The organism is Stenotrophomonas sp. ISL-67, assembly GCF_018612915.1.
GTDB lineage: Bacteria > Pseudomonadota > Gammaproteobacteria > Xanthomonadales > Xanthomonadaceae > Stenotrophomonas.
In genome coordinates this window covers 513,809-527,163 of sequence record NZ_JAGGRL010000001.1, presented here as the reverse complement: position 1 = coordinate 527,163, position 13,355 = coordinate 513,809, and the positions used below count along the sequence as shown (strand labels likewise).

12 protein-coding genes are annotated in these 13,355 nt (G+C 66.7%); 8 read left to right on the top strand and 4 right to left on the bottom strand.

Going from position 1 to position 13,355, the window contains the following annotated elements:
• Positions 1 to 29: 29 nt before the first annotated feature.
• Positions 30 to 467 carry a hypothetical protein gene (locus tag J7J08_RS02525; protein ID WP_214901197.1) on the bottom strand — a complete coding sequence of 146 codons (438 nt, stop codon included), beginning with the start codon at positions 465 to 467 and terminating at the stop codon, positions 30 to 32.
• Between the two features lie 31 nt (positions 468 to 498).
• Between J7J08_RS02525 and J7J08_RS02520 the strand changes: the two genes are divergently transcribed.
• The 3 genes from J7J08_RS02520 (at position 499) to J7J08_RS02510 (ending at position 3,475) form a co-directional block, all read left to right on the top strand.
• Positions 499 to 1,281, top strand: a complete 783-nt coding sequence (locus tag J7J08_RS02520; protein ID WP_214901196.1) for a hypothetical protein — start codon at positions 499 to 501, stop codon at positions 1,279 to 1,281.
• 322 nt (positions 1,282 to 1,603) lie between these two features.
• Positions 1,604 to 2,944 (top strand): diguanylate cyclase, encoded by a 1,341-nt coding sequence (locus tag J7J08_RS02515; protein ID WP_214901194.1) that lies wholly within the window; start codon positions 1,604 to 1,606, stop codon positions 2,942 to 2,944.
• A gap of 69 nt (positions 2,945 to 3,013) precedes the next feature.
• Positions 3,014 to 3,475: a bacteriohemerythrin gene (locus tag J7J08_RS02510; protein ID WP_214901191.1), complete on the top strand. Its 462-nt coding sequence runs from the start codon at positions 3,014 to 3,016 to the stop codon at positions 3,473 to 3,475.
• On the opposite strand, the gene J7J08_RS02505 is transcribed toward J7J08_RS02510, so the two are convergent.
• Entirely contained in the window at positions 3,456 to 4,751 is a 1,296-nt protein-coding gene (locus J7J08_RS02505) for an MFS transporter (RefSeq protein WP_214901189.1), read from the bottom strand. The genes J7J08_RS02510 and J7J08_RS02505 overlap by 20 nt on opposite strands.
• A gap of 155 nt (positions 4,752 to 4,906) precedes the next feature.
• Here J7J08_RS02505 and J7J08_RS02500 point away from each other — a divergent pair, with 155 nt between their 5' ends.
• Entirely contained in the window at positions 4,907 to 5,785 is an 879-nt protein-coding gene (locus J7J08_RS02500; RefSeq protein ID WP_214901187.1) for a plasmid replication/partition related protein, read from the top strand.
• A 183-nt stretch (positions 5,786 to 5,968) separates the two neighbouring features.
• On the top strand, positions 5,969 to 7,261 hold the full coding sequence (locus J7J08_RS02495; RefSeq protein ID WP_214901185.1) for a DUF445 family protein: 1,293 nt from the start codon (positions 5,969 to 5,971) through the stop codon (positions 7,259 to 7,261).
• 69 nt (positions 7,262 to 7,330) lie between these two features.
• Here J7J08_RS02495 and J7J08_RS02490 read toward each other — a convergent pair whose 3' ends face one another.
• Positions 7,331 to 8,560: an aminotransferase class V-fold PLP-dependent enzyme gene (locus tag J7J08_RS02490; protein WP_214901183.1), complete on the bottom strand. Its 1,230-nt coding sequence runs from the start codon at positions 8,558 to 8,560 to the stop codon at positions 7,331 to 7,333.
• A gap of 248 nt (positions 8,561 to 8,808) precedes the next feature.
• On the opposite strand from J7J08_RS02490, the gene J7J08_RS02485 reads away from it, so the two are divergent.
• The 3 genes from J7J08_RS02485 to J7J08_RS02475 are packed head-to-tail and all read left to right on the top strand — an operon-like array spanning position 8,809 to position 11,107.
• The gene (locus J7J08_RS02485) at positions 8,809 to 9,132 is read left to right on the top strand and encodes a DUF3649 domain-containing protein (RefSeq protein WP_282248429.1); all 324 of its coding nucleotides are present in this window, start codon (positions 8,809 to 8,811) and stop codon (positions 9,130 to 9,132) included.
• Complete coding sequence (locus J7J08_RS02480; protein ID WP_214901181.1) at positions 9,129 to 10,778, top strand: PepSY-associated TM helix domain-containing protein; 1,650 nt, start codon at positions 9,129 to 9,131, stop codon at positions 10,776 to 10,778. Before J7J08_RS02485 ends, J7J08_RS02480 begins: the two co-directional genes overlap by 4 nt.
• Complete coding sequence (locus J7J08_RS02475) at positions 10,775 to 11,107, top strand: DUF3325 domain-containing protein (RefSeq protein ID WP_214901179.1); 333 nt, start codon at positions 10,775 to 10,777, stop codon at positions 11,105 to 11,107. The genes J7J08_RS02480 and J7J08_RS02475 overlap by 4 nt, the downstream gene beginning before the upstream one ends.
• A gap of 38 nt (positions 11,108 to 11,145) precedes the next feature.
• On the opposite strand, the gene rlmKL is transcribed toward J7J08_RS02475, so the two are convergent.
• A complete protein-coding gene (gene rlmKL, locus J7J08_RS02470) occupies positions 11,146 to 13,290 on the bottom strand; it encodes a bifunctional 23S rRNA (guanine(2069)-N(7))-methyltransferase RlmK/23S rRNA (guanine(2445)-N(2))-methyltransferase RlmL (RefSeq protein ID WP_214901600.1) in 2,145 nt (714 codons plus the stop codon).
• Positions 13,291 to 13,355: the final 65 nt, after the last annotated feature.

Below are 13,355 nucleotides of genomic sequence, written 5' to 3'. Positions count from 1 at the left end.
GGAAATCGCTGCGTTTCCGTCAAGGCCGCTTAGGCGGCGGTGGCGGATTCGGCGGTGCCTTGGGCCGGTTGCTGCGTGCCGGATTGATCCCGTCCGCTGGCGTTCGCCTTGACGCCGGCAACGGCGGATTTGAGCCTTTGCGTTGAAACGCCATTTCCTGCTCCTTCTTCAAGTATAACTTCGGCCCACCTTACATCTCCTGCATGGATGATTATGCCATCGAGATCGACCAGGTCTGCGACGCGCCCGGTCCCATCGATCCAAGCAAAGCCCTGGATGTAGAACTGTCCGGCCACCGGTCTGGAATTTCCTGGTAGAAGCTGCGGGATGTCTCGGGTGAGGCCGCCGCTATGATCGATTTGGAAAAGCAGACGGCGCCGGTGCCGGGCAGGATGGTGCGCACCATATTTACTGGACGCCACCCAATCCATGCGCCCCATCGATGTTGACCGCTCATCCCGTGCCATACCGGCAGTTCCACGTTCGCGAGAATTCGACATGCAGCAGCGCGGCACCATGGAGCGCGCTACTGCCTTCAACCGTGAGACCCCGCTGGCCTGCGAAACGATCGAAACGCACGCTTCCTCGATCCGCGCCCTCAACGCTCAGCGCCATGGCCATGCTTTGATCGACTTCATGCGCCTTCGGGCTTCCCACACGCCTGGCTCGGTAATCCATCGGGCATTGGGTGAGGCGTTGTCATCCGCAGCAGCGTCTGCCCTGGACGGTTCCTTCCGCGAAATCCGCGCCCCGCTTGAGCGGGCCATGGCAGCGTTGCCGGAAGATCATCCATCGTCAGCCTCAACTGCTCGCGACCTGCAGCGGATCGCCGGGTATCTCGGCTCCCACGATTTGCCGGTTCCCCATACGGCATCAGCCGGAGCCTGCAGTGGCACCCAAGCACTCGCCGGCGTAGTCTGCGCGCGGCTGCTGTCGAACACTGTGAGCGCTGGATTGCCCGCATCTGATCAACCGGCATCCTTGCTTGACAGTGCGGCCGCCTCTGCCGCCCATGATCTGATTCGCCAGCTGATTGAATGCCAGAGCAAGGATCAGATTCACGAACGTCTGGCTAGCTTTGCCGACAACTTCACGATGGGAACGCGCCCCTTACCCAAAGGACGACTTTCCATTGTTGATGAGGTACGCAGCGCGATTGTCGAATGCGATGCGTTTGATGTGGAGTGGGTAGGCATTAGGCTTGCGACACCATCCGGTTCTCCGATGCTCGTGGCCGCTTACAACAGTTTCGATCCTGCTGGCTTCGGACTTGCTGCCTGAGAGAGTTCCGGATCATTGCCCCCCGATTGAATATTCATCAGGGCACGATACTTACGCAATCGACTCGCGTGGAACTACCATTTTTCAATCGCAGATACCTGCTGAATCGTTTGAATGGCTTCGGCAGGCGATGGTGCTGGGGACGAGTCCGCTGGCCTGGGACGAAGAGCTGCCACGCAGGGCGTGGCACTACGCTCCTGGATCCGGTTATTACGGCCCCATATCCGGACATCCCGGTCACAGATCCGACGATTGACCCTAAAGTCCCGCGTGAAGACGCCGCTATTCCTTCCAACCCTCTCGGATTTCGAGCGTACGCAACATGCCGGCACTGTTTCAGGGCGCTTTCGATGGCGACCCCGGTGATGACCTCCCCCAGCGGATCCTGCTGGTGGAGAACTCGCGCACGTTCACCACGATGCTCAAGGAAGCCATCGAACAGCGGCTGGAGCTGCCGGTGTCGGTGGCAACCTCGCTGGCCGAGGCCGGGCGCCTGCTGAACGAAGAGAAGGGCTGGTTCCTGGTGCTGACCGGGCTGGTGCTGGCCGACGGCGACCGCGACAAGGTGGTCGAATATTTCCTGTCGCGCGGGCTGCGCACGGTGGTGGTCAGCGGCGTGTACGACGAAGACCTGCGCAAGCGCGTGCTGCAGCAGCAGATCATCGATTACGTGCTCAAGAACACGCCCGGCAGCATCGACTACCTGGTGTGGCTGGTGCAGCGCCTGGAGCGCAACCGGCGCATCGCGGCATTGGTGGTGGACGACTCGATGTCCGCGCGCATGTATGCCGCCTCGCTGCTGCGCATGTACGGCCACGATGTCTACGAGGCGGCCGACGGCGCCGAGGGGCTGAAGGTGATCGAGGCCCATCCGGCGATCCGGCTGGCGGTGGTCGACCAGGAAATGCCCGGGATGGAGGGCGTGGAATTCACCCGCCGGCTGCGCACCCTGCGTTCGCGCGACAAGGTGGCGGTGATCGGTATTTCCGGCAACACCGATCCGTCGCTGATTCCGCGCTTCCTCAAGAACGGCGCCAACGACTTCCTGCGCAAGCCATTCTCGCGCGAGGAATTCTTCTGCCGCGTCTCGCAGAACGTGGACCAGCTGGAGCTGATCGGCACGCTGCAGGACCTGGCCACCCGCGATTTCCTCACCGGCCTGCCCAACCGCCGCTGCTTCCTGGAGCAGAGCCAACGCCAGCTGCCGCAGCTGCAGGTGCAGGGCGAACAGGTGGCGGTGGCGATGATCGACATCGACCACTTCAAGCACATCAACGACACCCACGGCCATGAGGCCGGCGATGACGCCCTGCGTGCGGTGGCCGCCACCGTGGCCGACCACGCGCGCGACCACGACCTGATCGCGCGCTTCGGTGGTGAAGAGTTCTGCCTGCTGGTACCGGGACTGGAAGAAGACGAGGCGATCGGCTACTTCGAGATCCTGCGCCAGCGTATCGCGGCACTGGAAGTGGACCTGGGCCACACCACGCTGCGCATGACGGTCAGCATCGGGCTGTGCTGCCTGCGCCCGCAGCACGATTCGCTGCACCGCTTGATTTCCGAAGCCGACCGCCAGCTTTACCTGGCCAAGGCCGCCGGCCGCAACCGGGTTTGCAGCACGCGCGTGGCCATCGCCGCGCGGGAACCCGCACTGGCGCCTTGATCCAGATCAACGCGGGCACACCCTGCCCTGCCTAGAGTCGTTCCCAGCGAACAGCAAAGGGAACGCAGCATGGCACTTCTGGTCTGGCAGGACGACCTGAACATCGGCATCGACGTCATCGACCACCAGCACATGCGGATCGTGGAGATGCTCAACCACCTGCACGTGGCGCAGACCAGTCTGCACAAGGTGGCCGTGGCCGAAGTGATCGACGAGCTGGTGGACTACACCATGTCGCACTTCGCATTCGAAGAAGAGCTGATGGAAGAAGCCGGCTACCCGTTCTGCGCCGCGCACAAGCGCGTGCACGAGATTTTCGGCAAGCGCGTGGCCGAGTACCGGCTGCGCTTCCAGGCCGGCGAGGACATCACCGACGAGCTGCGCACGATGCTGTCGCGCTGGCTGTTCAACCACATTCGTGGCGATGACAAGGCCTACGCCGAATCGGTCAAGCAGCACCTGAACCAGTTCGCCCGCGACCACCAGCAGGGCAGCTGGCTGGGACGCACGCTCAAACGGATTTTCCGCTGAGGCGCGCCGGCCGGCCCATGGCCAGCAGCGCCAGGATGGTGATCACTGCGGTCAGGCACAGGTAGTAGCCCACCGCGACCAGGCCGAAACGACCGGCCAGCCAGGTGGCCACGTACGGCGCCGGTGCCGCGCCGAGGATGCCGGCCAGGTTGAACGACAGCGATGCGCCGGTATAGCGCACCTGCACCGGGTAGATCTCGGCCAGGAACGTCCCGCACGGGCCATAGGTCAGGCCCATCAGGAACAGGCCCAGCGCCAGGAAGCCGACCACCATCCACGGGCTGCCGGCCTGGAACAGCGGGGCGAACAATACGCCGAAGCCCAGGATCAGGCCGCTGGCCACGATCATCGTGCGCCGCGTGCCCCAGCGGTCGCCGTACATCGCCGACAGCGGAATGCCGGCGGCGAAGAACAGGATGCCCACCATCTGCAGCAGCAGGAACTGCTCGCGACTGTAGCGCAGCACGGTGGTGCCGTAGCCCAGGCTGAACACCGTCATCAGGTAGAACAGCACGAAGGTGGCGAACGCGCCCAACGTACCCAGCACCAGCGTGCGCGGGTGGTGGCGCAGCACCGTCCACATCGGCAGGCGCACGCGTTCATTGCGGTCCAGCGCCGCCTGGAACTGCGGGGTCTCGTGGATGTTCAGGCGCACCCACAGGCCCACCGCCACCAGCAGCGAACTGGCCAGGAACGGCACGCGCCAGCCCCACTGCAGGAAGTCCGCATCGCTCATCGCGCGGCCCAACAGCAGGAAGATGCCGGCCGAGAGCAGGAAGCCCAATGGCGCGCCCAGCTGCGGGAACATGCCGTACCAGGCGCGCTTGCCCGGCGGCGCGTTTTCGGTGGCCAGCAGCACCGCCCCGCCCCACTCGCCGCCCAGGCCCAGGCCCTGCCCGAAGCGGCACAGCGCCAGCAAGGTCGGCGCCACGATGCCGATGCTGGCGTGGGTGGGCAGCAGGCCGATCGCCACCGTGGACACGCCCATGGTCAGCAGCGCGGCCACCAGCGTGGCCTTGCGCCCGATCCGGTCGCCGTAATGGCCGAACACCGCAGAGCCCACCGGGCGGGCGATGAACGCCACCGCGAAGGTCGCCAGCGACTGCAGCAGCGCCGCACCCTCGCTGCTGTCAGGGAAGAACAGGTGCGGGAACACCAGCACCGCCGCCGTGGCGTAAATGTAGAAATCGAAGAACTCGATGGTGGTGCCGATCAGGCTGGCCAGCAGGATGCGGCGGGGCGAAGGGGTGGCGTTGGCAGCGGCAGGAGTCGACATCGTTCACGTGCAGGAAGGTCAGCTGCCCGATTCTGCCATGTGCGTGCCGCCACACGGCGGTATGGTTGCAGCGGCAACGGATGGGAGACGCGCCACGACGTGATGCCGGCGACCGGTACAATGGGCGGTCATCAGCTGCTCGCCTACCGGATTGCATGGACATCGTCGTCAAAGAAGAACTCAAGGCCTACATCGATCCGCTTACCGCCGATGAACACGAGGCACTGGAGCGCAGCATCCTGGCCGAAGGCTGCCGCGACGCGCTGGTGCTGTGGAACGATGTACTGGTGGATGGGCACAACCGCTACGGCATCTGCCAGAAACACGGCCTGCCGTTCCAGACGGTGCAGAACACCCGCTTCCAGTCGATGGACGACGTGCACCTGTGGATGATCGAACAGCACCTGGGCCGGCGCAGCGTCTCCGATTTCCAGCGCGGCGTGCTGGCCCTGCGCAAGCGCGACATCCTGGCCGAGCGCCACCGCGCCGACCAGGCCCAGCTGCAGCGCGAAAGCGACGGCGAAATCGCCGATGCCGTGCCGCAGGGCGATGAAGACAGCCCGCCGTGGGCGCCGGCGCCGAAGGTCAGCCGTGCCGACATGGCGCGCGAAGCGCGGCTGAGCAGCAGCCAGGTGACGATGATCGAACGCATCCACAAGCAGGCCGCGCCGGAGCTGGTGGAAGCAGTCAAGAGCGGTGTCATCTCGATCAGCGCCGCCGCTGCGGTGGCCGCGCTGCCGGAAGACGAACAGCGCGCGGCCGCTGCAGCCGGCAAGGACGAGCTGAAACAGGCGGCCAAGCGCGTGCGCGAGGCCAAGCGCAAGCCACGCAAGCCGGTGCAGGAGGTGCTGCACAGCGCCGACGGCGACCTGGAGGGCGACCCCAGCCGCGAGGCCGAGATTGCCGAGGCGTTGAGCTCACTTGGTGAAGGCCCGGCCGAGCTGCGCCAGCGGGTGATCGCCCTGACCCTGGAGAACGACGCACTGCGCGCGCAGTTGGCGGCACTCCGCCGACAGGTCGGCGAAGTGGCTTGATCCGCGTGGCCGGCCAACGGCCGGGGTGCGCGTCATCGCCTGCGCGCTGCCGCCCCACGATTTGCTTCGCAAACCGCGGGCCCCGCATTTCTGCACCCATACCCCCGCCGCTTCGCGGCTGCCCCCTGACTCAGGGGGCTCTCAAGCACCCGGCGTTCGCGCCGGGGTCGATACACTTGCGGCATGAACAGCTCTTCATCGGTTGACCCGCGCCGCGCCCAGCTGCGCCGCCTCAAAGCCATTGCCCTGGCGATGCTGCTGGCCATGCTGGCTGGCTTCGTCATCAGCCACCTCAACGGCGAACGCGGCATCTGGGCGTGGGTGTCAGCGTTCTGCGAAGCCGCTGCAGTGGGCGCACTGGCTGACTGGTTCGCGGTGGTGGCGCTGTTCCGCCACCCATTGGGCCTGCCGATTCCGCACACCGCGATCATCCCGCGCAGCAAGGAGCGCATTGCCGACAGCCTGGCGGTGTTCGTGCGCGACCAGTTCCTGGAGCCGCAGGCACTGCTGGCCCGGCTGCAGGTGTTCGATCCCGCCAGCCGGCTGGGCAGCTGGCTGGCCGATCCGGCACGTTCGCGGCTGCTGGCCGACATGGCGCGGGGCTGGGCCCTGCAGGCGCTGGATTTTCTGGACGAAGCCGCCGTGCGCCGCAGCATCCAGGCGTTCGTGGTCGAGCAGTTGCGGCAATGGAACGCGGCGGCCACCGCCGGTGAGCTGCTCGGGCTGCTTACCGCCGACAACCGCCACCAGCGGGTACTCGACGAGGGGCTGACCCGGATCAGCCAGTGGATGGACAACGAGGCGGTGCGGCAACGCGCCTCCGAACTGATCGTCCGCTACATCCAGCGCGAATGGCCGAAACTGGCCAGCACGGTCAACTGGGTCAAGCCTATCGACGAGATCGGCGACAACCTGGCCGAGCGCATGGCGCACGCCGTGCTGGCCGAACTGCAGCAGATCCTGGCCGAGCCCGAACACCCTCTGCGCAGGGACTACGAGGCGTGGCTGGGCGATTATATCCAGCGCCTGCGCCACGACCCGGCGCTGGCGGAAAAGGTCGACCAGCTCAAGCAGCAGGTGATCGACCACCCGGCGGTGCAGGAGTACGTACAGGGCCTGTGGGCACGCATCCACGCCAGCCTGCGCGCCGATCTGTCCAGCGAGGACTCCGCGCTGGCCGGGCATCTGCGGCGCAGCCTGGCCAAGGTCGGCCAGGCGCTGCAGGACGATCCCTCGTTGCGCGAGGCGCTCAACGAGCACCTGATGGACGGCGCCGAGCGCCTGACCAGCCGGCTGCGCGAGGGGGTGACCCGCCATATCGCGCAGACCGTGAAAGGCTGGGACGAGCGGCACCTGGTGGAGCAGCTGGAGCTGAGCGTCGGTCGCGACCTGCAGTTCATCCGCTTCAACGGCACGCTCGTAGGTGGGTTGATCGGGCTGTTGCTGCATGCGTTGACCGTGTGGATGCAGTGGTAGGTCCCGCCCTGCGCAGCCACGCAGGGCGTGGCGCTACGTGCTGCATTCGATCCGTGACGGGCTTGATGGCTATCGGGCCATCGCGCGGACCGCGTCCACCAACGCCTGCATCTGCGCAGGCGTGCTGACGATGCCCGGGGTGACCCGCACGCAAGCACCGGATGCCAGGCCGTCGCGAGCCACCACGAACACGCGTGAATGTTCCAGCATGCGTTCGGCCACTTCCGTGTTGGCCTGCATGCTGCACTGGCCACGCAGCCGGAAGGCGGCAATGGCGCTGGACAACCGCGGATCAGATGAGGCCAGCAACTGCACCCGCGCATCATCGCGCAGCGCGTCCACCCACTGGTTGCGCAGGCGCAGCAGGCGTGCGCGCTTGTTGGCCACGCCGATCCGCCGGTGCAGCGCCAATGCCGTCGGTAATGTCATCACGGCCGCGAAGTTGACGGTGCCGGTATGCAGGCGGCTGTCGATGTCGTCGGTGTCCGCCTCGCCCATGTAAGGGTCCAGGTCACGCACGCGTCCGCGACGGACGTAGATGGCGCCCATGCCGACCGGTGCGCCGACCCACTTGTGCAGGTTGATGCCAACGAAATCCGCGCCCAGCGCGCTGGGTGACGTGTCGACCTGGCCGATGCCGTGGGCCGCATCCAGCACCACGTCCACGCCCGCCGCGCGCGCGAGCGCACCGATTTCCGCCACCGGCAGCAGCACCCCGTTGCGGTGGCTGACCTGGGTGAGCAGCAGCAGGCGCGTGCGCGGGAAACGGGCCAGCGCCTGCCGATACGTGTCCACGATGCCGTCATGATCGAACGGCTCCGGCAACACGATGCGCTGCACATCGACGCCCCTGCGCCCGCGCAGCCACTGCATCGCCGCGATCATGCTTTCGTGGTCGGTATCGGCGTACAGCACGGTGTCGCCCGGCGAGAGGCGGCGGTAGCCGCCGATCAGCACCTGCATCGCTTCGGTCGCGCCACGGGTCAGCGCGATCTCATCAGCCCCCACGCCCAGCGTCCGGGCCAGCTGCACGCGCGCATGTTCAAGCAACGGCGGAAAGTCGCGTCGCCCGAACCACGCGCTATCTCGATTCACCCGCGCCGTGGCGCGCTGGTACGCCTGCAACACCGGCCGCGCCATCGACCCCCAGTAGCCGTTGTCGAGCATGACCACCTCGTCGGTAAGGTCATACAGCGCGGCTATCCGGGCCCACCAGTGTTCGTCCGCTGCCAGCAAGGCAGGGTCGCGCCCGGCAGGATCGGGCAGTGCGTCGAGATCGTGCAGGTCTGCGTCGGCCATGGCGCCAGTATTGCAGCCGCAGCGGGAAAAGCGGGTAACACAGCACGCCTATGAATCTTGCTGAAGCTAATGATAATGACTATCATTACGGAATTGAACGCTTCCCCCGATGCCGTCCTGCGCGGGGCCGCGACCTTCTCCAGGGATACCCCCGCCCCGTGCGGCGGCTGGGCCACGGATGGCCACCCTCCCCTGTCACCGGCTGCGGCCGGTGACGCTCATTGTTCGACCCTACATTGCAGGTTCCCGTGGACAGCACGCCCGATGCCAGCTGGTTCAACCGTTTCGGCGGTTTCTTCGCCCGCCCTTGGCTGGGAGTGCTGTCGCGTTCATTGGCCGCGATCATCGGCGGCTACGCGCTGGCCGCCACCTGCGCGATGTTCTTCGCCGTAGCGCTGCCCATCGCCCGCGCCCAGGCGGTGTTGACCGGCATGCTGGTGGCGATCGTACTGTGCGCCTGCGCAGCACTGTGGGCGTTCGCCACCCGCACCGCATTGCGGGCCTGGATCGGCATCGCCGCGCCCACCGCGTTGTTCTGGCTGGGCACCCTCGCGCTGGGAGCGCGCGCATGAAGAATGGATTCCGCCAATCCATGGCATGGCTGCACACCTGGACCGGGTTGCTGGTGGGTTGGCTGCTGCTGCTCATCTTCATGGCTGGAACCGCCAGCTATTACCGCGACGAAATCAGCCGCTGGATGCGACCGGAGCTGCCGCGCAGCAGCGTTGCCACCGACGTGGCCGCAGTGCGTGCCATCACGTTCCTGCAGCACAAGGCACCCCAGGCGGAAAGCTGGAACGTGACCCTGCCCGATCCGCGCAACCCGGCCATGCGGATGTTCTGGCGCAACCCCGAATCGATGGTGAAGCCGCCGGTCGAGGGCGAAAAACGCCGCCGCGGCGGTGGCCGCTTCGGCGACGCCACAGTGGATCCGGCCAGCGGCGAGGAAGTGGCCGCGCGCGAAACCCGCGGTGGTGACTTCTTCTACCGCCTGCATTTCGACCTGCACTACATCCCGGTGCTGTGGGCGCGCTACCTGGTGGGCTTCTGCGCGATGTTCATGCTGGTGGCGATCATCACCGGCGTGATCACCCACAAGAAGATCTTCAAGGATTTCTTCACCTTCCGGCCGGAGAAGGGCCTGCGGTCGTGGCTGGACTTCCACAACGTCAGCGCGGTGATGGCCCTGCCCTACCACGCCATGATCACCTACACCGGCATCGTCACCCTGATGTTCATGTACCTGCCGCAGGGCGTGAGCATGGCCTATCCCAAGGATGAGGATGCGTTCTTCAGCGAAGCCTTTGCACGCTTGGCCGATCCGGCAGAGCCTGCCGAAGGACGCACTGCCTCGTTGCCGATCCAGCAGCTGCTGGACAGCGCACGGGCAGAATGGAATGGCGCACAGGTCAGCGGCTTCACCGTGTTCCGCCCGGGCGCGGCCAACGCAGTGATCGACATCTACCAGCGCGACGGCAAGCGGTTGTCGATCGATACGCCCTCGCTGCGTTACAACGCGGTCAGCGGCGCGCTGACCGGGACCAGCCCGGTGCCAGGTGGCGCCACCCACACCCGTGGCGTGATGTACGGCCTGCACCTGGCGCGCTTTGCAGACTGGGGCCTGCGGGCGCTGTTCTTCCTGTCCGGGCTGGTCGGGTGCCTGATGGTGGCCAGCGGCGTGGTGCTGTGGGCGGTCAAGGAGCGTCCCAAGCATGCCAGGTCCGGTAGAACCGGCTTCGGCCTGCGGCTGGTGGATGCGCTCAACATCGGCGCGGTGGCCGGCCTGCCGATCGCGTTTGCCGCCTACTTCTGGGGCAACCGATTGCTGCCGGTGGAGCTGGCGGAGCGCTCCGATGCTGAAGCCAGCGTGTTCTTCTACGCCTGGGGCGCAGCCCTGCTGGCGGCCTTCATCTGGCCAAAGCGCTTGATGTGGGCATGGCAGCTGTACCTGGGCGCGGCATTGTTCGCCCTGATCCCGATGCTCAATGCGCTCACCACCCACGTGCACCTGGGCGTGACCCTGCGCAATGGCGACTGGGCGCTCGCCGGGTTCGACCTGGTGATGCTGGCCTTCGGCGCAGTGCTGGCCTATTGCGGTTTGCGCATGCAGCGTTGGCAACCGGCGTTGAGCGCGGCAGAGAAGAAGCGCCAGGCCGCTGCCGCAGCAGTTACCGCGGCGACGGCGGCGGCGGCCACCACCGCCGAGGCCAGCGCATGATGCTGTTGGCGCTCACGTTTAATTTTTCGGCGTTCACCGCGCTGTCGCTGGCGATGGAAAAGCACCAGCTCGACCTGCACGGCAAGGCGAATGCCGGCCCCGCTCGCATGCGCCTGTGGCGTTGGTTGGGTTGGGCATTGCTGGTCATTGCCTTCGGCCTGTGCGTGGCCGACCACGGCTGGGCCGCCGGCCCGGTGCTGTGGCTGGGCGCGATGACGATCAGCGGGCTGCTGATCGCCTTCGGCCTGTACCCGTGGCGACCGCGCTGGATCGCGCCGCTGGCGTGGGCCCTGCCGGTGATTGGCGTGGCATCAGCAGCATTGCTGTAGCGCCAGGCCCTGCCTGGCTGCATGCCAACACCGTTGGATCAGGCGCCGAAGCGCCGGATCTCCCAGGCACGGTGGATGCGCGGATTACGCTCGAAATCCTCGCCGATGGTATCGGCGGAAATCTCGCGGCATTCGGCAAACTCCTTGATCGCTTCTTCGTCCAGCTTGAAGCGGCGGAAGTTGTTCGAGAAATACAGCACCCCTTCCGGGCTCAACCGCGCCACGGCCGCGCGCAGCAGGCGCACGTGCTCGCGCTGCACGTCGAAATCCTCTGCGCGGGCAGAGTTGGAGAAGGTCGGTGGATCGCAGAAGATCACATCGAAGCGGTGCCGCTCGGCTTCCAGCCAGGCCAGCGCATCGGCCTGGATCAACTGGTGCTGGCGGCCGCCCTTGCCGTTCAGCGCCAGGTTGTCGGCGCACCACTGCAGGTAGGTGCCGGACAGGTCCACGCTGGTGGTGGAGGCCGCACCGGCCACCGCCGCCTGCACGCTGGCCACGCCGGTGTAGCAGAACAGGTTGAGGAAGCGCTTGCCCTGCGCTTCCTTGGCCATGTGCCAGCGCAGCGGGCGATGGTCCAGGAACAGGCCGGTGTCCAGGTAATCGAACAGGTTCACCCGCAGCAGGGCGTCGTTCTCGCGCACCAGCACGAACTCGCCGCGCTGCTCGAAACGGCCGTACTTGCTGCCGCCCTTGCCGCGCTCGCGCGACTTCAGCGCGACCTGCTCGGCCGGCACCTGGAATACCTCGCGCGCGGCAGACAACAGCTCGTTGCGGCGGCGGCGCACGTCCACGTCGGGAATGGTGGCCGGGGCCGCGTACTCCTGCACGTGCAGGAAGGTGCGGCCAGCGCCACCGTCTTCCTCGTAAACGTCGATCGCGGCGGCGTACTCGGGAAGGTCGGCGTCGTACACGCGATAGCAGGTGACCTGCTCGCGCGCCTTCCAGGTCTTGAACTTGCGGATGTTCTTGCGCAACCGGTTGGCCACCATCTGCGCGCCTTCGCTGAGCTCGCGCGGCTGGCCCGCGTTGTCGCGCTGCGGCACCGCGACCGGGTCGCAGACGATCAGCGCGCATTCGATCGCACCATTGAACAGCTGGTATTTCTTGTTGGCGCGCAGGCCGGTGGCGAACGCCAGTTCGGCGCTGCCGCACAGCAGGCTGGCGCGCCACTGCGGCACGGCGCGCTTGAGCGCATCGCCAAGGCGGCGATACAGCACCGCATCGGCGGCCAGGCGCTCGTCATACGGCGGGTTGCACACCACGCAGCCGGTTTCCTGCGGCGGCACCTGCACGTCGGCGACGTCGCGCACGCCGAACCAGATCGCCTCGGCGACACCGGCGGTTTCCGCGTTCTCCTTTGCCGCACGGATCGCATGCGGGTCGATATCGCTGCCGTGGATGACCTGCTTGAGCGCGGCGCGTCCGGCCTGCTCGCGGGTGCGCGCGTCGGCCATCAGGCCATTCCAGGCGTCACGGTCGAAGCCCAGCCAACGGCTCGGCGGAATGCTGCCGTGGCGCTGCAGGCCCGGGGCCACGTCGGCCGCCATCAGCGCGCCCTCGATCAGCAGCGTGCCGCTGCCGCACATCGGGTCGAGCAGGCCACCGCCTTCGGCATGGATCTTGGGCCAGTTGGCGCGCATCAGCACTGCGGCAGCCAGGTTTTCCTTCAGCGGCGCTTCGTTCTGCGCCATGCGCCAACCGCGCCGGTGCATCGGGCCACCGCCCAGATCGATCGAGATCGAGGCGCGGCCCTTGCGCAGGGACAGGTTGATGCGCACGTCCGGGAACTCGGTGTTCACCGACGGCCGCTCCAGGCCCTGCGCGCGCAGGCTGTCGACCACGCCGTCCTTGACCCGCTGCGCGGCGAAACGCGCGTGGGTGATTTCGGTGCCCGACACGTGGGCGTCCACCGACAGGGTCAGCTCGGGGCTGATGTGCCGTTCCCACGGCATGGACGACACCCCCTGGTACAGCGACCCCTCGTCCGGGCAGTCGAACTCGGCCAGCGGCCACAGCACCCGGCTGGCCAGGCGCGACCACAGCACCACCTTCAGCGCCTGCGGCAGCTCACCCTCGGCATTGACCCCGGAAATGGTGGCGGTGGCCCTGGGCAGGCCCAGCGCCAGCAGTTCGTCGGCGAGCAGGTACTCCAGGCCCTTGGCGCAGGAAACAAAGAATTTCACGGGATCGGTATCGCAGGTCAGCAGGGAAGGGGTGCCCACGGGCAGCGCAGGCCGCCCTGGCGCAG

Bases quoted from the DNA above. Each gene is read 5' to 3' on its own strand.
- J7J08_RS02515 (WP_214901194.1), top strand. From the start codon at position 1,604: ATGCCGGCACTGTTTCAGGGCGCTTTCGATGGCGACCCCGGTGATGAC.
- J7J08_RS02510 (WP_214901191.1), top strand. From the start codon at position 3,014: ATGGCACTTCTGGTCTGGCAGGACGACCTGAACATCGGCATCGACGTC.
- J7J08_RS02525 (WP_214901197.1), bottom strand. From the start codon at position 467: ATGGCACGGGATGAGCGGTCAACATCGATGGGGCGCATGGATTGGGTG.
- J7J08_RS02500 (WP_214901187.1), top strand. From the start codon at position 4,907: ATGGACATCGTCGTCAAAGAAGAACTCAAGGCCTACATCGATCCGCTT.
- J7J08_RS02495 (WP_214901185.1), top strand. From the start codon at position 5,969: ATGAACAGCTCTTCATCGGTTGACCCGCGCCGCGCCCAGCTGCGCCGC.
- J7J08_RS02490 (WP_214901183.1), bottom strand. From the start codon at position 8,560: ATGGCCGACGCAGACCTGCACGATCTCGACGCACTGCCCGATCCTGCC.
- J7J08_RS02505 (WP_214901189.1), bottom strand. From the start codon at position 4,751: ATGTCGACTCCTGCCGCTGCCAACGCCACCCCTTCGCCCCGCCGCATC.
- J7J08_RS02475 (WP_214901179.1), top strand. From the start codon at position 10,775: ATGATGCTGTTGGCGCTCACGTTTAATTTTTCGGCGTTCACCGCGCTG.
- J7J08_RS02480 (WP_214901181.1), top strand. From the start codon at position 9,129: ATGAAGAATGGATTCCGCCAATCCATGGCATGGCTGCACACCTGGACC.
- J7J08_RS02520 (WP_214901196.1), top strand. From the start codon at position 499: ATGCAGCAGCGCGGCACCATGGAGCGCGCTACTGCCTTCAACCGTGAG.